Raw genomic sequence first — 19,956 nt, 5'->3', positions numbered from 1 at the left:
GGTTATTCTTCTTCTTGTTGCAGTTCCACTTCATCCAGACGCAGATGAACCAGGATTTGATAGGCCGTGCCCTTGCTCTTGACCTTGATGACCTTGCGCCACTCGGCGCTGTCCGGATCGGCGTAGCGTGCGATCACCCCGATGTAGCGAGTCTTCTCGTCAAGCTTGATGGGAGGCAGATACTTGAACTGGCCCGGCAGCAAGGTGTAGTCCTGATGATCCAGGTAGTTCTTGCCGAGGGCCTTCTCCACGTCCTCGGTCACCTGGTCGTAGTCGGTGGCGAGCAGCTTGGAATCTTCCGCCAGCAGCAGCACCTGAAACTCGATCGGCGCCGCCTCCCCGCTCTCGTTGGGGTTGACGTCGGGCTCGGCCACCAGGCTCAGCCCCAGGGTGGAGGGCTGGCTGTCATTGCTGCCCACCTGGATGTCCGGGTTCATGGCCACGTCGGCCATCTTGCCCATGGTGGTACAAGCTGCCAGGGTCAGCACACAGGCCCCCAGCATCAACGCACGTATCATCAAATCAGTCCCTGTTGCTGACGCACTGCCTGGTCATAGGCCTGGGCATACACCTGGTGGAACAGCTTGTCGAACCCTTGCTGCCGGGCCGAGGTGAGCTCGCGGTAGTAGTGCTGATACATGTTCCAGGCCCAGCCCTCGTCGGCCATGCCGGGAGTGCCGGTGCGGCGGTAGTGCTCGAAGCGACCGAGCAGCGCCTCGGGCGAGAAGGCTTGAAGGATGCTGTCCAGCGCCGCGCCTATGGCCTGCTGGTTCGCCACGTGGTGAATGCGCACATTGCGCAGACTCTCGGCCACCGCCGCCGGGGCGGTCAGGTGCACCGGGCTCTTCTGCTCGGCAAACATCACCGCCAGGGTCTCGTCATAGTCGAGCCCGAGCCGCAGCGGGTTGTCCTCGATGGGACGCAGGTGCTTGTCCGCCAGGGCGGCCTGATCGCTTTGCAGTTGCAGCAGCCCCTCCACCATGGCCCGCACCGTCTTGCCCATCTCTTCGAGCATGTCGTGGGCCTGCTGGGTATCCTGCAGCTGCAGCGGCTGACCCAGGCCGCGCATCAGCGGGGTCAGGGCCACGTGATCGACCCCCTCCAGCGGATGGGCATAATCGGGATGGTTCTCTATGGTGGGCATATCCAGAAATTCTTGGTTCATGGTGTTCTCGGCGGCAGAAAAGGGGGAAAGGGACGGATGTTCCATATCCGGTTGTAAAGAGAAGTCGGCCTGGCGACGAGGATCCACCAGGGGAGTCAGCGAGGAGCGCTCATGCTGCAGCGCCAGCAGGGGGTCGACGGCCAGGGCGCGCGACGCCTCCATGGGCTGGCTGATCCGCTCATCGCCGCTCAGCCACTCGTCAAGCTGTTCGGCCGGGCGTGTGCCCAGCACCTGCTGCAGGCTCTGCTCGGCCGAGATGGCCCCCAGATAGGCGCGCAGCCGGAACGGGCCGACGACGAGCTCGTCCCCCTGCTCCAGATACACCTTGCGGGCCCGCCCTATGGGCGAGGTCGCGCCGTTGATGTAAGTCTGGCCGCTCAGATCGCACAGGCAGAAGCGGCCATCCTGGCGCTCGACCCGGGCGTGGGCCGGCATCACGGCCCCCAACCTGTCTCGCAGTTGCCAGTCATCCTGCTCGGAGGCCCCCAGGGTCCCCCCCATCTCGTCGAAGCGGTATTGCCCCTGCTGGTTGCCGTCGAGCTGCTCGCTGTTGAGCACCACCAGGGAAAGTTGCTGGTTAAAGTCGTCCACATTCACTCCTGCACACAAATGGTCACGAAGGGATCACTCGGCGGCTGGCCAAGAAAGGTACTCCACCCGAGGCGCGCACTCTGCTCCTCCCCCAGCCGCAGCCCCCTGGCCTGCTCCTGGCCGAAACCAAGTCGCAGATCCCAGGCCAATTGGTCGCGCAGGATGAAGGAGACAAAGGTCACCAGGGCGGGGAAGTGCTCCCCGTTCGGCAGAAACCCGAGAAACTGCCCAAAACTCAGGTTATTGATCTTCAATAGAAACTTGCCCGCACAGTCGTTCACCTTGTCGCCGATGACAAAATCGTCCCCCAGGGTGGCGCAGGCGCTGCCCAGCCGGTTTTGCTGATCCTGATGAATGGGCACCCTGCGCCATTGCCAGGCACTCACCTCCACCTGCGCCAGATCGAAACAGTGCGCCACCAGACCGGCCACCACCTCGGGGGAGCGGCTGGGGCTGGCCAGCAGTCCCGCATAGGAGAGCATCTTGGCGCGGTTGACCGGCAGGCTCTGGCAGACTGCCTCGTTGCCCAGCCCCACCAGGGCGAACATCAGGCGGGAGAAACCATCCTCGCCGTTGTCCTGGAAGCGCACGTGATAGCGATACTTGCGCCAGATCCGGTGCAGCAGGGTCAGCAGACGGTGATGGAAGAAGTCCAGAAACAGACCCAGCTTCTGCTCCCCCTGGGCGTACTCCCACGCCAGGGAGTCCAGGTAGTACCCGGGCATGGGGGACTGGCTGCCATGCAGGCCGAGGAACGCCACCTCCAGCTCGTGGCGACCCTTGCCATCGCGGCCGATCTGCAGCACATCGCTGGTAGGAAACCCTAAGGAGGCGGTCGCCTTGAAGCGGATCCCCTCATCCCCGGGCAGGTGATCGAGCCTGCGTTCCTGATCGGTGCCGTCCAGCCGGTTGAGCAGCTCAACCAGCTGGAAGAAACTGAAGCGGGGCGCGTCCTTCGCGGACGTCACATCAGGGAGTGCTGACCGATCTGGACTGGCCACAGGTAACGCTCCTTGTTGTCGAGATTGACCACCTCAAGGAGGTGGAAGGCATTGACGCTGGCATACAGCGAGAAGAAGTGGGCAAGCACAGTGCTGAACAGGTAGAGCTCCCCTTCGCTGCCAAAGGCGGACTGGCGGATGGAGAGCACCGACTTGAGCCCGCGCACCGGCATGCCCCGCACCAGCCTGTCTACCGGGCTGGTTTCGATCTGCTCTATCCCCGCCAGCCGCTTGCGCGACGCCTGCTCCGCCTGCTTGTCGTGCAGTGCCGGAAAATCGTAGGTGCGCAGCACCTGTACCAGGGCATCCCGGCGCAGCAGGGAGACATAGTTGAGGGACAGGTTGGAGATGAGGGTCCAGTGCAGGCTGCCATCGAGGGCCGGTCGCAATGGCCGGGTCGGCCGGATCAGGTTGCGGAAGGTGGCAAACGAGGGGGAGCTGCCGGTGGGCACGCAGATGCTGCCCACCTTGAGGCGGGCGGCACGGGAGCGGTTGGTGCAGGTCAGGGTGACTGAGATGGACTCATCCAGATTGACTGTGGTGGTTTCATCTCCCCGCACGAAGGAGAGGCTGTGCTCGAAACCGTCGCCGCTCACCGACTCTCTGACCCGCACCCGGTAATAGAGCGCCAGCCGCTGCTTGGCCCGCTCTATCTGGTGCTGGAAACTCTCGAATGGCTGATAGATGCGCGGCGTACCGCGGGAGCGGCCGAGGTTGCCCTCGACCCAGCCCTCGACCTCATCGACCGAGAAGATCTCGAAGCTGTCCGCATGGCGATAGCTCGCCTTGAGGGGGTACTCCGTCTGGCGGCCGTTGAGATTGACCGGCTCGCTATCGTGCTGGAACAGGTTGATGGCCGGCACGCAGTTGAGCATGAAGGAGTCGGGCCGGATCTTGAGCTCAGCCGGCAGGGGCCGGTCGAAACAGAAGTGGATCTTGAATTCGCTCACCGGCAGCGGCTGTTTTGGCCAGTCGCCACCGCTGAGTTCGAAGAAGAGGAAGCTCTCCGGGAAGCAGAAATACTCCTGCAGGATCCGGTAGCCGGAATAGACGTTGTTCGGATAGGGCAGGAGCGCATCGTCGCGCTCGAAGCCGACGGGCTTGAGCGCCTTGGCCTCCTGGCGAAAGCGCTTGCCGTCTATCTCCAGCTCGATATGGGAGAGTTGGTTGGAGAGCCAGAAGTAGAGCTCATAGGCGGTATAACTGTCGCCACCGAGGAAGAAACGCAGCTTGTCCAGCTGCAGTTCGCTCAATGGCAAAGGGGCATGCAGGGCGATATCCAGCGAGATGGTGGAGAGATCGTTGCCGCTTTGGGCCGCGATGTGGCGGATATCGGCCGGATAGACCCAGGCATCGTGACTGGTCTGGAAGTGACAGGTCACCTCGTCCATGGGCAGGCTGTCGAGCTGGCAGCCTTGCTTGACCAACGCCGGCTGGGTGATGGCTCCCGGAATGACCGAGAACTGCATGATGGTCATGCTGGGCACGGGGCGCAGATAGTTCGGCCAGAGCATATTGAGCAGACCGTGGGTCAGCTCGGGGAACTCATCCTCTATCTTGGCGCGTAGATTGCCGGTGAGAAACGCGAAGCCTTCCAGCAGGCGTTCCACGTCCGGATCGGTATTTTGCTCCGACAGGAAACGGGTGAGTTCGGGATGCGCATCGGCAAATTCGCGCCCTTGCAGGCGCAAAAATGCCAATTCATCCCTGAAGTAATGTTCCAGCGACATTGAGATCAGACCATGCGGTAGTGACGGTGGCTGTCCATATGGACGTTGAACGAGGTAACCTGCTCGATATGCTCCAGTCTCACGTGGGCCGTCACCTGAAACGACATCTCGAGCGGACTCGACTGATGATCGGGTGAACGCACATCCACATGCACGATCCGCGGCTCATAGCGGCGGATGCATTGCCGGATCGCCTCACGGATCCGCCCACGGATGTCGGCGCTGCCCTGGGTGGCATCATTGAGATCGATGACACCGAGCTCGGGCGCGCTGCGACAATTGCCGGGGCGAGTGTTGAGGATCTGATCGAGCTGGCGTTTGACCGAGTCGATCAGCTCCTCAACGTCCGATTGGGGGGAGGAGACAAGCCCCTCCCCCCGGATCCGGTCAAACAGACTGGCCGCATTTCCTCTATCCCAGGAAGAGAGATACGGCATCGGGCATTATTCCTTGTCCAGACGACCCACCAGGGACAGCTCGAAGCTGGCACCCATGTATTTGAAGTGCGGGCGCACGGCCATGGCGACCTGATACCAGCCCGGCTCCCCTTCCACGTCCAGCACCTTGATCTGAGCGGCACGCAGCGGGCGACGGCTGCGCACGTCTGCCGGCGGGTTCTCCTGATCGGCCACGTACTGCTTGATCCAGCCGTTCAGTTCACGCTCCAGATCCTGACGCTCCTTCCAGGAGCCGATCTGCTCGCGCTGCAGCACCTTGATGTAGTGTGCCAGGCGATTGATGATGAACATGTAGGGCAGCTGGGTACCGAGCTTGTAGTTGGTCTCGGCTTCCTTCCCTTCCTTGGTGTTCGGGAACACCTTGGGTTTTTGCACCGAGTTGGCGGAGAAGAAGGCCGCGTTGTCGCTGTCCTTGCGCATGGTCAGGGTGATGAAGCCCTCTTCCGACAGCTCGTATTCACGGCGATCCGTGATCAGCACCTCGGTCGGGATCTTCGCCTGCAGCTGACCCATGGCCTCGTAGACATGCACCGGCAAATCATGGATGGCACCGCCGCTCTGGGGACCGATGATGTTCGGGCACCAGCGATACTTGGCGAAACTGTCGGTCAGGGAGGTGCCCATCAGATAGGCGGTGTTGCCCCACAGGTAGTGATCGTGATCCGAGCTGATGTCTTCCTGATAGTTAAAGCCCTTGATGGGGTTTTCAGTCGGATCATAGGGCAGACGAGCCAGGAAACGCGGTGCGGTCAGCCCCAGATAGCGGGCATCTTCCGATTCACGCAGCAAGCGCCACTTGGTGTAAGCCGGGCCTTCGAAGACCGACTTGAGATCCTTGATGGAGGGCAGATCGGTGAAGCTGTCCACGCCAAAGAAGGCCGGTGCGACGGAGGAGATGAAAGGCGCGTGGGCCATGGCTCCCACCGCACTGACATATTGCATCAGCTTGATGTCGGGTGCGCTATGGGTGAAGGCATAGTCGCCGATCACGGCACCGACAGGCTGACCACCAAACTGGCCGTAACCGGTCGAATAGACATGCTTGTAGAGGCCGGACTGGGTGATCTCGGGCGAGAACTCGAAATCTTCCAGCAGCTCTTCCTTGGTCGCATGAAGCACCTGGATCTTGATGTTTTCACGAAAATCGGTGCGATCCACCAAGAGCTTGAGGGAACGCCAGGAGGACTCCAGTTCCTGCACCTCTTTGGCGTGCAGGATGACGTCCATCTGCTTGCTCAGCTTCTTGTCGAGCTCGACAATCATGCTGTCCACCAGAGCCTTGTTGACCGGCTCCGAGGTGGTACCACTGTCCAGAATGTTGGCGATCAGGGCGGCAACCCCCTGCTTGGCGACACTGTATCCCTCATCCACCGGGGTGATGCGGGCCTGCGCCATGATTTCGTCCAGCAAGGACGAGGAGGCCGCACTCGCCCCCGCTTGAACCTGTTCTTCGACCAGAGACATATTTTTTCCTTATCAGTCAGTCAATTAATCTGCGGATCACTGCGCAGGCTTAATCAGATCCAGCTCCTTGAGCAGTTGCTCGCGAGCTTCGTCACTGGACAGCAGATCCTGCAAACGATTGCGGAAGGACGGGATATTTCCGAGCGGTCCTTTCAGGGCAACCAGGGCCTCACGCAGTTCCAAGAGCTTGCGCAGCTCGGGAACCTGCTGGGCCACGCTGTCGGGGGTGAAGTCTTCCAGAGACTGGATCTTGATCGACACTGGCAACTCGTCCTGGCTGTTTTCTTCCAGGCGGTTGGGAACGGAGAACTTCAGCTCCAATGCAGATTCTTTCATGACAGAGGAAAAATTATTCTTGTCGATGGAGACGGTTTGACGCTCCTCAATGGGGGTCTCTTCCGTGCGTCCTTTCATATTGCCCACCACCATCATGGTCAACGGAAGTTCTATTTCCGCCTGTTGACCACCGGTTGCCGGCACATATTTGATATTGATACGCTCTTTGGGCGCAACAGTGGCGCCATCAATTCCTTTTCCCATGCTCTAAATACCAAGTTAAGGATCCATGAAGACCCCAAAGCTTATAGCCAATGCATCTGTCAGCAACTGTAAAAAATGACAGTTGACGGGATCGGCAGGGATCCTGACAAAAAAACATCAGCCGACGGCGCATTCTCGATATATACCAAGGCGAAGCTTGGCAACCGAAAACACAGTATGCATCTTGTTACTTAATACAACCAGATAACGTCTCTACTCTTTGTTAGAGATCATATTGGTTAGAGAGCTATTTGCGATAAATGGTATATTTTAAAATATCAACGAGTCAACAATAAACTATTTAAAATGGATTTATAAAACAACGAATAACAAAATACATCAATTAAAACAAGAGATTACATTCAACTCACAAGTCTTTCAGTGCAAGGTCATAAACAAGGATAAATCAGAAACAACCATTATTGACGTAGGATTAATCTGATATTCAGCCAAGATGTAGAGTGAACTTCACTCTATGAATACAGGTCAATCAACAACCTATTTCAAGACTAATTATGTAACAATAAGTGTCTGTTGACATATAGTAAATCCGCCATGATGGTGTTTCATGACGACTTCATGACTGATTAATGACAAGAAAACAGGAGGCATAGGGGAAACAAGATATCATTCATTCGCTTTGAATATGTGACATCGACACGGCATTCATGGTGCTAAATGTCGTTGTGTGGCTGCACCAGCTGACTGTTTTTTTCCAGTGTCACAAACCAGTGCTGCGCCAGCTTCTGTCCAGCTCCCTTCTCTTGTTCTGTCATGCCTTTTTCCAGCTCACGGCTAGCGGCAGTCGCATCAGTATTGCCATCCGTGGCCGCCAGCAAATACCATGCATAGGCATGCAATCTGTTGCGAGGCGCCCCCCAGCCCTGTTCACGCATGGTACCCATACGATATTGGGCTTGACGGTGGTTGGCATTTGCCGCAAGTCGGTACTGTTTCAATGCCAGGCTGTAGTCCGCCTCACCGCCGAGTCCCAGCCGCAACATCTCACCATAGGCATAGCGGGCATCCACATTGCCTTCACCAGCGGCAAGGGAAAGGCTCTGGCGAGCCGCCTTCAGCTCTCCCCTCTCCTGCTGCAAGACTGCCAGCTCAAGCTGAGCCTGGCTCACCCCACCCACGGCGGCCAGGGTCAGCCAATATTCACGGGCAACCGCATCGGTCTGCTGCAGGCTCAACTGGTATTCGGCCTCATGGAAGCCCTGGCCTGCGGCCAGCTCCAGCCAGTACCGGCCCAGCGCCAGATCCTGGGGCACCTGTTCACCCGCCAGATAGGCCTGCCCCAGCCACAGCTGAGCTGATGGCGAACCCGCATTGGCGGCACGCTGATAAAGGGGAAACGCTTCTGCCGTGTTTGCCTGGCGAGCCAGGGTCAACAAGGCATCCGGCTGTTGCTGGGCGGCGGCCTTTTCGTACCAACGCTGGGCAAGATCGGGGCGCTTGGTCACCCCCTTGCCCTGCTCATAGCGCAGGCCGAGCCGATATTGGGCGTCACGATTCCCCTGCTCGGCGGCCTTTTCCAGCCACTGAACCGCATCGGCATCGGCGCCGGGCTGGCTGGCGTACCACTCACCCAGAACCAACTGAGCACCGGCATGATCCCGTTTGGTAGCCTGCTCGAACCAGTCGAGACACGCGCTCACCAGCTTATCCTGGTGCTGACGCTGGCACTCCTTGCCAAGTTGATAGCTGGCGTCCCGATTGCCCAGCTTGGCCGAACGCTGCCACCAGTCATGGGCCAGCCTGGGGTTCTTGGGCTCACCCAAACCAGCCTGATACCAGCTCCCCACCTGCAACGCCGCCTTACCGCGCATATCGGCGTCCGCCGCCATGGGGCCCGTCTGCTCGACCGCCAGTTTCATCCAGCGCATGGCCTCGGGATAATCCGGCTTGGCCGCCAGACGATTGGCCAGCTCATATTGCGCCTTGCCCTGGCCCTGCCGGGCGGCTTGAGAGAGTTCGGACTCGGTGAGTGGTGTAGTTGTGGTACAAGCGGTTAACCAGCTGCTCGCCAGTGCCAACCATAATGTGCGGTATGTCATTATCTATATCTGCGAATAATTAAGATGGGAGGGGTGGCTGCGTGCGTAGCACTTTTTGACCACCTGATGTATTTGCTATTTCTCTTCAGCTCTCTTTAAAATTGACCGTGTTCTAGAGACCCTCATGCCGATACAAAGCACTATTGCTCATTCACATGGTCCAGCTTGACCAGGTCCAGACCCAGCTTGCGCCCCTCGTTTAACAGCTTATCGAGAATATCAGCGCGACAAATAAAACCCATATATTGATCAGCCTCGATATCCCAAAGCACAACTTCATATCCTCGCGCTTGCAGCCATAAGTCATAAAGCACCAACATGCTCCAAACTGATGCATCCTCATCCGGCTCAGAGCAAATGAAGTGCTCCTTCAAACCATGCACATCCGCCAATGCGTTGCCCTGTAACTCAACTTCCTCGACGTCTCGCCAGTCGATATTGAGACATCCCCAATGCTCATCAGAATTCAGCGCAACAAGTGTTGACACTATACCGTCCTGTAGCGCATCGGCATTCGTATTCATCAGAGAGTTCAACCTGCCGACCCTGATCTCTTCAGGCAGAGGGGATAGTAAAATTGATAGAACCCATTTCTTTCTTCGTCTTTCGACATAAACCATGGGAATCAACAGAGGAGACAAGATGATGACAGAGAGGAGCAGGAATACTTTTTTTATCACCTTCACTTGTTTTCCTCGATTTCTTTTCATACAGAACCACGGGACCAAGCAATGTCACAATAGCAGCAAAATGTCACTTGGTTCGAGATATATCGATCATGTAGGCTATGCATGATCGATAAACGCGGACTACTCCTGTACCCAGAACAACATGTCATCCTTGTTGATATGGGTCTGCGAAGGCAGCCTCTGCCCTTTGCGCAGTTGCCACTGCTCATCGGTCAGGTTGCACCGCCAGTTGCCATCTTGCTCCACCACTGAGCCCGGCATGGCAATGTGATGTTGAGCCACTCGCAGTGCCTGCCATTTTTCTGCAATACCATTGTCTCTGGCATAATCGACCAGGTCCTTGGGGTAATAGCGCATATCCCGGTAGCTGCTGTCATCCAACTCATAGAGCAGGGTGACAAGCGCCGTTTCAAAAGCCCAATAGCCAAAATAGATGGCATGCTTTGCCTTGTGCCAGTCATACCAGAAACACTCTTTACATCCTTTGTACCATCCCTTGAGATACTGCTTGATACTCGCCTCTCGCTCGGTTTTAGTTGGGGTCACCCCATCCCCCTTGATGGCATCAAATAGAGTGCGATAAACCTCGGGAATATAGGATTCGGGACCACGGGGAAAACCAGGATAGCCGAGACGGGCCAGCAGCACGCTCCAGAGCGGGTCGTCGTCCCCTTCCGGATTTTTACTGATATAGCGCACCATATCTGGCAGCACCTCATCCTGCCCATAGAGGATATTCAGTGAAAACATCCAGAGCAGATATTGATATGCATCATGTTCCCAGTAATAAAACAGGTCATCTGGAAACTCTTCTTTATGGCGCAAAAACTCTTTATTGGCAACTTGTAATTGAGCAATAACCTCTTTATGAGACAGCCCCCCGGAATATATAAGAATGGTATGTTTGAAATTGTCCCGAAACATCCCTTCACTGGCACCAGAGCGAGTAGGCAACCCTGCTGGGTCACTCCAGCGCTCATGTTGAGGATCATTTATCCAGCTCCACCACTCTTGGTCAAAATAGAGCGATTCTTTGTAGTCTTCTAGCTGTACCAAGAAGAAATCCTCAGATAGCAGTGGATCTCGGCGCTGCTCAATAAACGAACTCATTCTCTGCTCCTACTGGACCGGAATAGTACCGATAGCATCGGCATTCTTATTCAACTTGGTTATCTGAATCACTTTACCAGATTCATCGACGATCATTAGCCAAGATTCATACCTTTGCTTTCTGATGTCTGCGAGTACCTTTTTATCGGCTATCTCGGATGGCAAACGATCTTCAATCCACTTGTTACTCATCTGCTTGCCTGACCCCTTGGTCATCGACAACAACTGGGTACTCTTGGTGCCATCCCCGTCGATATACTCGCCCCCCGCCGTCCGAAACTTGGTCTCGGTCACCACATAGGGAGGCGGAGGATTGGTGTTCTTGTAGATACCATCGATGCCACGCCCTCTGGGCTTGTCGTTCAGGCTACGTACCCGGCGATGCTCTGGCAGCAGGTTCTCGAACTTGTGATTTGCCATCCAGTTATCGCTGATGATCTCGCCATAAATCCCTTTCTTGGTACGGCTCAGAATCTTGAGATCCACTTTGGCGACATCATCCGGCAGCGGGTGGATAACGGTACCACCAGGCACGGCCTTGTAACCAGGGGCGTGCTTGACCGCCTCTTTCTCCAATCCAGCGGCAATCTCGTCGAGGGATTTGAGTACGGACCCCATGGCCGCAGGCAACATCCGATCGGCCTGTGACTGCATCTGCAGCACCATACGCTGGGATTGCTCAAGCCAGATCCTGACCGACGCGGGTGCCAACCCTTTTATCTTGCCGATCAGGCTGGTCAGTGACCCGACGGCATCATCCAGATAACCCAGCAGCACGCTGACTGCAACCTGCCCTCGCAGCCCCCTGATCTGGCTGGCAAATCCTTTCAGCACCTTGTCAAGGCGCGAGATACCCAGCACTTTTTTGACCTTGGGATCGCTGAGAAACGTCAGCACGGGTGCCATTGCGGGTCTGATCGCCTTGGTGGCATCCCCGCCCGCCTTGCGGACAAACAGGAAGATGATCTTCAACACCCCCTTGAGGGCTGAGCCCAACGACGGGATCAGACCTATCAGGGTGAAGCTGAGGAAAACCCATTTCTCCGGCTGCTTGGGGTTACGGGAAATATCTCGGGCATTGGCAATCAGGTCGCGACAATCCAGCACCTGATCGACCACGGGAATAAGACCCAGCACCGCATTGGCGGCAATCTGCCCAGCGCTCTGGTTGGGGTTGAAATCCCCCTGAAGGGCTTCCCAGATCCATTGAAGACTGGAGGCAACCCCCTTCTTTACAGCTTCGGCGCTTTGCCTGACATAAGCAGCCCCGCCGGAAACGGCCTTATCCAGGTGGTCATAAAGCCGCTCAAACAGATCGTTACCGAACATATCAGCCCTCGTCGCTCAGACTGTCGAGATGGCCGGCGAGGGCCGAGATGGGTTCACGGGGCAGGTCGACAAAGTTGTCCTCCAGGTCATAGGTCACAGATGCCGTACCGGCAGGCACCTCTTCGAGCAGCGCCATGCCTTCACCATCCAGGGTTCCTTCCCGCACCGAACCATCGCTCAATACGGCCTTGTAGGGGGTGCCCGCCAGCGGCATCAACTCGGAGTCGAGGTGATAAAACTTCATCCAGCGTTTATGAGGGACATCCAGCATTTCCGTTAAACTCTTGGGAATTTGGCCCGCCCAACCAGAGCCCGAGCCTGGGCTGCCACCTGAGTTCATCTTGATGGTGGGGCCCACCAGGGTGACGCCGCCGCCATCGACCTTGATAAAGCAGCCGCCGACCTTGACGGTAATTTCAGATCCCGCTTCCAGCACCACCTTGGCACCGGCTTTGACATGCACTTCCTGCCCGGCCTGGGTGAGCCAGCTCTGACCGAGTTTCTGGTGCATTGACGCATCCACGCTGAGCGAATAGTCGCCCTTGATCTGGTCCCGCTTCTCCCCCTCCACCGTCAGGTGGTCATTGGTCTTGATGCGGGTCACCCGCTCATTGTCGATGTCCCGGTGCTCGTCGTGCTTGATATGCCAGGCCGCATCATTCTCGATGAGCAGGTTCAGGTCTTTCTGACCGTGGATATAGATCTCTTCCTGGCCCGCCTGGTCTTCGAAGCGCAGCTCGTTGAACCCCTCCCCCTGATGGGTTTCGGTGCGCAGCACGGTACGGGTCTTGTTGGCTGGCAACTCGTAGGGGGGCCTGTTGGTGGCGTGGAAGGTGCGACCGGTAACGATGGGCTGGTCCGGGTCCCCTTCGAGGAAACTCACGATAACCTCGTGGCCGATGCGCGGGATGGCCATCATGCCGTACTGACCGCCGGCCCAGCCCTGACTGACTCGCACCCAGCAGGAGCTCTGGTCGTTGGAACTGCCATAGCGGTCCCAGGGGAATTGCAACTTCACCCGGCCGTGCTCGTCGCAGTAAATCTCCTCCCCCTCTGGGCCCACCACCATGGCGATTTGCGGACCGTCCACCATGGGCCTGGCCGGCATCAGCGCTCGCCAGGTAGTGCTCGCTTTCACCACCCCGAATTCGTTGTGATAGACGGTCGGGCCGCTGCCCCCCTCCTCTTCCAGCGCCTGGGGCTGCGAGCCGGTGTGGCTGATGCGCACCACTTGCCAGTCGGCATTGAGCGCCCCGTTCGGGTGCTCGGTGAGGGCGAAGGTCTGCCCCGGCAGCAGGGCCGCGCAGTTGGACTTGCCGCTGCCGGTCACCGCATCGTTGCGCAGCGCATCCAGCCGATGCTGGGCAAAGGCCTTGCCGCTCGGGTCCAGCTTGTAGCGGCCCGGGTAGTCGAAGTGCTGGTAGGTATCGCGCTGGTGCGCAAGCTCCGCCCCCACCTTCTGGTGGGAGAGACCATAGGCCGGGGTCTTGAAGCTGTAGTCTTTCAGCTCTACGTCAGAAGGCCGCACCGCCTCCCGGTAGTGGAACTGACGCACATAGGGGCCTTGTTCCAGCGAGCGGTTGCCCAGATTGAAGAAAAGCTCGGGGCCGGCGGTCAGGGCGGCCGCGTCGTCGGCAAACACAATACGATGCTTGCTCTGCTCGAACTCGTGGAAGTAGAACAGCCCCTCTTCGGCGGCAAGCCGATTGACGAAGTCGAGGTCGGTTTCGCGATACTGGACACAGTATTCCCGCTTGGCGTGCTCGTTCTTGAGCGCAAAGGCGTAGTCTGTGATGCCGTGCTCTTGCAAGAGGATGGAGAGGATTTCGTCGGGCTTCTGGGCCTGGAAGATGCGGGAGTTCTGACGAAGCCCCAGCCGCCACAGGGCCGGTTGCACCAGCAGCTGATAACGGGTGCGGCGAAAGCCGCTGTCCCCTTGAGCAAAGTCACTCACCACCCCGCACACCCGGCGCTGCAGCTCGCCGTTGTACCACACCAAGAGCTCGCAGGGCTGGTCCAGCACGGCGCCGAAATCCACGTCGGGCTCGGGGCTTGCCAGCTCGAGGCGCAGACGAAATGGCTGGTTGAGCCCCTCTTCCAGCGCAAACTCGGCCACCACGAAGGTGCTCTCGGGCAGGGCCCCCACCTTGACGGTAAATTGTAATCCAGTGCTGTCTGCCATCGGCGCGCCTCTGCTGTGAACCCGGCCCTGCAATACTGCCGGGTGACGTCAAGGGGAGTGAGAGATCCACCCTGGCCGCCACTTTTTCGCCGCCATGGCTACCGCACGCCCAAAGGCGCGCGGTTGGAACTTCAGTCGTGATTTTTCTTGTGCTCGCTCACAGCTGCAAACGAGCAGAAGAAAAACCGACGGGGCGTTATTGAGTGGGAGTCACAAGCAGGCCGGCATTCCGGCCTTCGAGATCACGCCAGATTGGTCTGGATGTATTGCGCCATCTGGAGGCTGCGGGCATCACCGCGTCTTTGCAGCTCGGCAATCACCTCCTGCAGGGTGCCGCGATACACCAAAGAGCCCCGCACCAGGGTTCTATGGCTGTGGCCAATGTCGGTGAAGGTGGCGCCCCCTCTGTGCAGGTGGATGTGCGGTTCATTGGTATCGGGATAGAACGACTCTCTTGGCATGATGCCTCCTTGTCTGATTCAGAAAGGGGAGCACCCGAACGAGTGCTCCCTCATGGCATCAAGCCTCGATGGGGGCACGCCAGTCGTCGGCACCCGAGGTACCGGCCACTGTGTGTTCCCAGTCGATCTTGCGGTAGGCCAGGGAGACCTGGATCAGCTGGGTGAAGTCGGCGTTGGCCGGATCCTGGCAGTGAGGCATCTGGCAGTCGATGTCGACTATGGTGGCGTCGGTCAGCACGGTGGAGAAGAAGTGCTCCTGCTTGCCCTCAACAGAGGTGCGGTACCACTTCAGGGTCACTTTCGGCAGCATCTCGCCGGAGGCCAGGGAGTTGTACATCAGCGGCACGGCCTTGTTCAGGGCCACGGTGAACTTGAACGGCTTGTGAACACGCTGGCCTGCAGGCTGACCGGATTGCGGATCGGTCGGGACTGTGACGACGTGCTGGAACTCTTGCACCAGCATCTCGTCTTCATGACCCTGCACGAAGATGTTGCCGACGGAGTCGGAGGTGAAGGCACCGGCGGTGATGTTGCCCTGGGTTTTACCTTCGATGCTGATATAACATGGAGTTGGCATGAGTTTGCTCCTGATTGGTTGAACGGTAATGACACTCAACCGAAACCGTTAGCAGTGACCATGCCAATCTATTTTTTTGTTATAAAACAAATGGTTGAAATTATTTTTCATCCAAGCTTCCATCGACGCGCCGCAATGCCTTGCGCACCCAGTGTCTATCGCTGGCATTTATTGCAATAACAGCACTTAATCCCACCATTACGGCAAGATATTGCCCGTAACAGCATGTGATACTGCCACCAGCGGTGAACACACGGCTCTTTATACCGTTATCGCAGCACATCCCTTTCTCTGACACGGCACGGCCCTGAGGCAAGGACCATCACGGGAAAGCGGGCGCACTCCAAGGGTTAAATTGTCGTGGGCCGATCACATCACCCGTCCTTGGCAAAGGCTATACCTATAGCCATGGGGCTTGGCTCAAAGGCATTGCGATGGAACCCGCCGCCACGGCAGTCATTTTCCTCTGCAAATCCTGTTACATATGGGGTTTTCAGCCAATACAGAGGCTGAGCTCAGAGGATCCGTCATGGTGCACTCATGACACCAAGCCCGGATCCCGGCCCGCAGCTCCCTCCCCCTCCACCCTGGTGGCAAGGGGAGCCTGTGGCGGCCGGATGGCACATTTGTCGCACAGCAAGGTGGTCCCATCATGTCGCATCACAGGCCTGTCACCCCGCCCGATCCCCTCAGCCCTCCCCTGTCCGATCCGGGCAACTTCTCCCTGATCCTGGGGGGCCCCCTCTATCAGCTCTGGAGTCGGGCGCATCTTGGTGACATAGAGGCGCACATCAGGCGACGGATCCTCATCCTGAGCGGGATCTGCTGGCTGCCCCTGTTGCTGTTGTGCGGGTGGGAAGGCAGCCTGCTGCAAGGGGTGGAGGTGCCTTTTCTGCTGGACATAGAGACCCATGTCCGTTTTCTCATCTGCGTCTCCTTGCTGGTGTTCGCCGAACTCGTCGTCCACCAGCGCATCCGGGGGATCGTCAGCCAGTTCATCGAACGGGAGCTGATCTCGCCGCTCTCCCTGCCACGCTTTCATGACGCCATTCGTAGCGCCATGATCTGGCGAAATTCGATCCCCGGGGAGGTCGGGCTCATCCTGCTGGTCTTCTCGATGGGGTACTTCATCCGGACCCACACCTTCATCCTGGAGTCCTCGACCTGGTACGCCACCATGGAAGGGGGTAACCCAACCCTGACCCTGCCCGGTTTCTGGTTCTTCTGGGTGAGCAACCCCATCATCCAGTTCCTGCTCCTGCGCTGGCTCTACCGGCTACTGATCTGGACCCGCTTCCTCTGGCAGGTCTCCCGGATCCCCCTCTCCCTCATGCCGACCCATCCCGATCGCAACTGCGGCCTCGGCTTTCTCGGGGGGTCGGCCTACGCCTACTCGCCGTTGCTGACTGCTCTGGGGGCCCAGCTGGCCGGCTTTATCGCCAACCGGATCTTCTTTGACGCCGCCGTGCTCACCGCCTACAAGCCGGAGATCATCCTGCTCGCCGGCTTCGGCCTGCTGCTGGTGCTGGCGCCCCTGACGGTCTTTGCCCCCCATATTCTGGCGGCCAAGCGTCTGGGGTTGCGGGAATACGGCGCCCTCGCCGCCGAATACAGCCGCAGCTTCGAACACCGCTGGCTGCGCACGGCGGACAGAGACGGGGAATCCCTGCTCGGCGCCTCGGATATCCAGTCCCTCGCAGATTTCGGCAATGCCTATGCCGTCATCAAGGAGATAAGGCCCATGCCATTTAGTCGGGACATGTTCCTGCAGCTGGTGCTCGCGACTGTGGTGCCCTTCCTGCCCCTGCTCCTCACCCTCTTCTCCTTCGAGACTCTGCTCGACAGGCTGGTGGGGGTGATCTTCTGATGCGGGTGGGGAAGAAAAAAGCGGCATGAGCTGGACGAATTACCGTCTCCGACAAGGAGACACAACCATCCTGTGCTGAAGCCGAGGAGATGACGGCCCCAACAACAAAAAAGCCCAATCATGAGATCGGGCTTTGCATGAGGCGGTGGTCGGGATTGACTCGCACCATCCCTGGCGCTCGCCCTGCGGGCAGCCTGCGGCTATCCAGGCGGGCTGTCCTGCCCCCTTGTCGAACCAGGGCTCGAACCGAGCCGCCCCTCGCTGGGCATCAGGGAATGTGATAACCCGAAATGCAAAAAGCCCGACCATAAGGTCGGGCTTTCAATTTGGCGGTGAGGGAGGGATTCGAACCCTCGATACGTTGCCGTATACACACTTTCCAGGCGTGCTCCTTCAGCCACTCGGACACCTCACCAAATTTTTACTTCTTGAAGTGGCTTTCGGAGCACGCTGCGCGCGCATCTTGCCGACTTCGTCGGTGGGCAGCCTCTCGGACACCGCACCAAAGTTCTGTCTGCTGTTTAACGTGTTCAGCCAACACGGTTCGTTGCGCTGCTGCGCTGGAACGGGGCGTAATGTAAGGGATAGGAGCATGCCGGTCAATCTCATTTTTCATCTTTTGCCATCGTTTGCTCAATTTGCGAACCAACTGACCAAAAAGATGCCGTTTCCTATCCCTTTACATCAATTTTCAACCGCTTCGTGCAAGTGTTCCCCTCTGATGGCTTCCTCCAGCGAGCCGTAGAACTCCAGCTCACCCGGGACAGGACGCACCTTGGCGCGCGCCAGGGTCTTGAGGGGCTGGAACTGCAGCTCGGCCACTTTCAGCTGGACGCCCGACTTGGCCATGCGCCTGGCAAATTGCTGGAAGGCTGAGAGCCCGCCGGCATCCAGGATGGAGACGGCCTCCATCTGCAGGATCAGCGCCTTGTGTTCCCCCACCTGGGCCAGCAACTCGTCGAAGACCCGCTCCGCCGCCGCAAAGAACAGGGGACCGTTGATCTTGTAGAGCAGGGTCTGCGCCGGCACCTCGCTGGCATAGCGCCCATGCTCCGCCAGATTGTGCAGCTTGGTCATCTTGGCAATCTCGCGCATGAACAGCAGGGACGCCAGGATCACCCCGAAGGTGATGGCGATGACCATGTCGAAGATGACGGTCAGCGACAGGCAGACCAGCAGCACCAGCACGTCGGAGCGGGGCGCCCGGCGCACCAGATCCATCACCTTGTGGGCCTCGCTCATGTTCCAGGCCACCAGCAGCAGCAGGGCGGCCATGGCGGAGAGCGGCAGCCAGGAGAGCCAGGGGGCCAGCACCAGAATGGCCGCCAGCACCACCAGCGCATGGACTATGCCTGAGATGGGCGAGGTGGCCCCCGCCCGCACGTTGGCGGCGGAGCGGGCGATGGCGGCCGTCGCCGTGATGCCGCCGAAGAAGGGGGCGAGTATGTTGCCAAGCCCCTGCCCCACCAGCTCGCCGTTGGAGCTGTGCTTGCGCCCCGTCATGCCATCCAGCACCACGGCGCAGAGCAGGGATTCGATGGCTCCCAGCATGGCCATGGAGAAGGCGGCGGGCAGCAAGCGCTCGATGGCGGCGAGGTTCCACTCCACCGGCGCCCCGTCCGGCCCGGGCAGGGCCCAGGGCATCACCAGGGTCGGGGCTATGGGAGGTATCCCCATGCCCTGAGTGCCATCGGCCAGGGTATAGCTGAACTTGCTGCCTATGGTGGCCACGTCCACCCCGAACTGGTGCAGACCGAAAGCCAGACCGACACCCACCAGCACGGCCGGCAGATGACCCGGCACCGGCAGCCGCAATCTGGGCCAGAGCAACAGCACAGCCAGGGTGGCCACCCCCACCAGGGTATCACCCCACTGCCAGCTGGGCAGGGCATGGGCCAGCGCCTGCACCTTGCCGACATAGGTTTCCGGCATCTCGGGGACGTGCAGGCCGAAGAAGTCCTTGATCTGCAAGGTAGCGATCACGATGGCGATACCGCCCGTAAAGCCAAGCGTCACCGAGGGCGGAATGTATTCGATGAGGCGGCCGAGGCGCGCCATCCCCATGGCCACCAGGAAGAAGCCGGAGATGAGGGTCGCCATCAAGAGGCCCCCCACCCCGAATTGCTGGGCCACCGGATAGAGGATCACCACGAAGGCGGCAGTGGGGCCAGAAATCGAGAAGCGCGAGCCCCCCGTCACGGCGATGACGATGCCGGCGATGATGGCGGTGTAGAGGCCGTGCTGGGGCGGCACCCCGCTGGCGATGGCCAGCGCCATGGCGAGCGGAATGGCGATGATGCCGACCGTGATGCCGGCGATGAGGTCGCGGCCGAAGCGCGCCACGCTATAGGGTTCATCGATGCAGGATTGGCGCAATGCGATAGCCAGCTTCACGCCTTGTAAGGAAGCTTGATTGTGCATGTCTAGGGTAATACCAGAAGAGGGAGACAAAGGCCGGAGTGAACCGGCACCCGATCATCATCAAGGGCCGGCAGAGCTGTCGACGCGGCGATGGTATCCAGAGCAACCATACCCGAGCCGGCCCGATAATTCGATGGGCAGGATCAAGAAATGGCCATTACCCCGCATTATTGTCATCGATAGCTCGCATATCGCCGATTTTCCCAGCCATCCCTTCCGCTCTCTGCTCATCGCGAGCCTGCCTCTTCCCCGCCTCCCCCCCATCACCTCAGAGGCAAGCCCATCGACAAGGGGCTTATCGCCGATAGGCA

At 58.8% G+C, this 19,956-nt stretch carries 16 protein-coding genes and 1 tRNA gene; 1 reads left to right on the top strand and 16 read right to left on the bottom strand.

Annotated elements, in window-relative coordinates:
• Positions 1-2: 2 nt before the first annotated feature.
• From tssJ to hcp1, 14 genes are all read right to left on the bottom strand, one after another.
• Positions 3-518: a type VI secretion system lipoprotein TssJ gene (gene tssJ, locus AAHB08_RS02840; protein ID WP_139436165.1), complete on the bottom strand. Its 516-nt coding sequence runs from the start codon at positions 516-518 to the stop codon at positions 3-5.
• Positions 518-1,756: a type VI secretion system-associated FHA domain protein TagH gene (tagH, locus tag AAHB08_RS02835; protein WP_342058037.1), complete on the bottom strand. Its 1,239-nt coding sequence runs from the start codon at positions 1,754-1,756 to the stop codon at positions 518-520. Before tagH ends, tssJ begins: the two co-directional genes overlap by 1 nt.
• A gap of 2 nt (positions 1,757-1,758) precedes the next feature.
• A complete protein-coding gene (tssG, locus tag AAHB08_RS02830) occupies positions 1,759-2,757 on the bottom strand; it encodes a type VI secretion system baseplate subunit TssG (RefSeq protein ID WP_139436161.1) in 999 nt (332 codons plus the stop codon).
• The gene (tssF, locus tag AAHB08_RS02825) at positions 2,721-4,487 is read right to left on the bottom strand and encodes a type VI secretion system baseplate subunit TssF (protein WP_025326631.1); all 1,767 of its coding nucleotides are present in this window, start codon (positions 4,485-4,487) and stop codon (positions 2,721-2,723) included. Before tssF ends, tssG begins: the two co-directional genes overlap by 37 nt.
• A 5-nt stretch (positions 4,488-4,492) precedes the next feature.
• Positions 4,493-4,924, bottom strand: coding sequence for a type VI secretion system baseplate subunit TssE (tssE, locus tag AAHB08_RS02820; RefSeq protein ID WP_139436159.1), 432 nt, complete (start codon positions 4,922-4,924; stop codon positions 4,493-4,495).
• Between the two features lie 6 nt (positions 4,925-4,930).
• Positions 4,931-6,409 carry a type VI secretion system contractile sheath large subunit gene (gene tssC, locus AAHB08_RS02815; RefSeq protein ID WP_342058036.1) on the bottom strand — a complete coding sequence of 493 codons (1,479 nt, stop codon included), beginning with the start codon at positions 6,407-6,409 and terminating at the stop codon, positions 4,931-4,933.
• Between the two features lie 36 nt (positions 6,410-6,445).
• Positions 6,446-6,949 carry a type VI secretion system contractile sheath small subunit gene (gene tssB / locus AAHB08_RS02810; RefSeq protein WP_139436157.1) on the bottom strand — a complete coding sequence of 168 codons (504 nt, stop codon included), beginning with the start codon at positions 6,947-6,949 and terminating at the stop codon, positions 6,446-6,448.
• A gap of 674 nt (positions 6,950-7,623) precedes the next feature.
• A complete protein-coding gene (locus tag AAHB08_RS02805; RefSeq protein ID WP_342058035.1) occupies positions 7,624-9,009 on the bottom strand; it encodes a tetratricopeptide repeat protein in 1,386 nt (461 codons plus the stop codon).
• Positions 9,010-9,149: 140 nt separating this feature from the next.
• Positions 9,150-9,719 carry a DUF6630 family protein gene (locus AAHB08_RS02800; RefSeq protein WP_342058034.1) on the bottom strand — a complete coding sequence of 190 codons (570 nt, stop codon included), beginning with the start codon at positions 9,717-9,719 and terminating at the stop codon, positions 9,150-9,152.
• Positions 9,720-9,818: 99 nt separating this feature from the next.
• Entirely contained in the window at positions 9,819-10,808 is a 990-nt protein-coding gene (locus AAHB08_RS02795) for a PoNi-like cognate immunity protein (protein WP_342058033.1), read from the bottom strand.
• Between the two features lie 9 nt (positions 10,809-10,817).
• Positions 10,818-12,137, bottom strand: a complete 1,320-nt coding sequence (locus AAHB08_RS02790) for a hypothetical protein (RefSeq protein ID WP_342058032.1) — start codon at positions 12,135-12,137, stop codon at positions 10,818-10,820.
• A gap of 1 nt (position 12,138) precedes the next feature.
• The gene (tssI, locus tag AAHB08_RS02785; RefSeq protein ID WP_342058031.1) at positions 12,139-14,319 is read right to left on the bottom strand and encodes a type VI secretion system Vgr family protein; all 2,181 of its coding nucleotides are present in this window, start codon (positions 14,317-14,319) and stop codon (positions 12,139-12,141) included.
• A 242-nt stretch (positions 14,320-14,561) separates the two neighbouring features.
• Positions 14,562-14,780: a hypothetical protein gene (locus AAHB08_RS02780; protein ID WP_139436145.1), complete on the bottom strand. Its 219-nt coding sequence runs from the start codon at positions 14,778-14,780 to the stop codon at positions 14,562-14,564.
• 58 nt (positions 14,781-14,838) lie between these two features.
• On the bottom strand, positions 14,839-15,357 hold the full coding sequence (hcp1, locus tag AAHB08_RS02775; RefSeq protein WP_025326621.1) for a type VI secretion system effector Hcp1: 519 nt from the start codon (positions 15,355-15,357) through the stop codon (positions 14,839-14,841).
• Between the two features lie 652 nt (positions 15,358-16,009).
• Here hcp1 and AAHB08_RS02770 point away from each other — a divergent pair.
• Complete coding sequence (locus AAHB08_RS02770) at positions 16,010-17,224, top strand: hypothetical protein (protein WP_342058030.1); 1,215 nt, start codon at positions 16,010-16,012, stop codon at positions 17,222-17,224.
• 327 nt (positions 17,225-17,551) lie between these two features.
• Here the strand turns inward: AAHB08_RS02770 and AAHB08_RS02765 are convergent.
• Positions 17,552-17,639: transfer RNA gene (locus tag AAHB08_RS02765), tRNA-Ser, on the bottom strand.
• Positions 17,640-17,908: 269 nt separating this feature from the next.
• Positions 17,909-19,645: a C4-dicarboxylic acid transporter DauA gene (gene dauA / locus AAHB08_RS02760; protein ID WP_342058029.1), complete on the bottom strand. Its 1,737-nt coding sequence runs from the start codon at positions 19,643-19,645 to the stop codon at positions 17,909-17,911.
• Between the last annotated feature and the right edge of the window lie 311 nt (positions 19,646-19,956).

This window comes from Aeromonas sp. OTU364 (assembly GCF_038440395.1).
Classification (GTDB): domain Bacteria; phylum Pseudomonadota; class Gammaproteobacteria; order Enterobacterales; family Aeromonadaceae; genus Aeromonas.
This window is presented reverse-complemented; position numbering and strand designations above follow the sequence as displayed.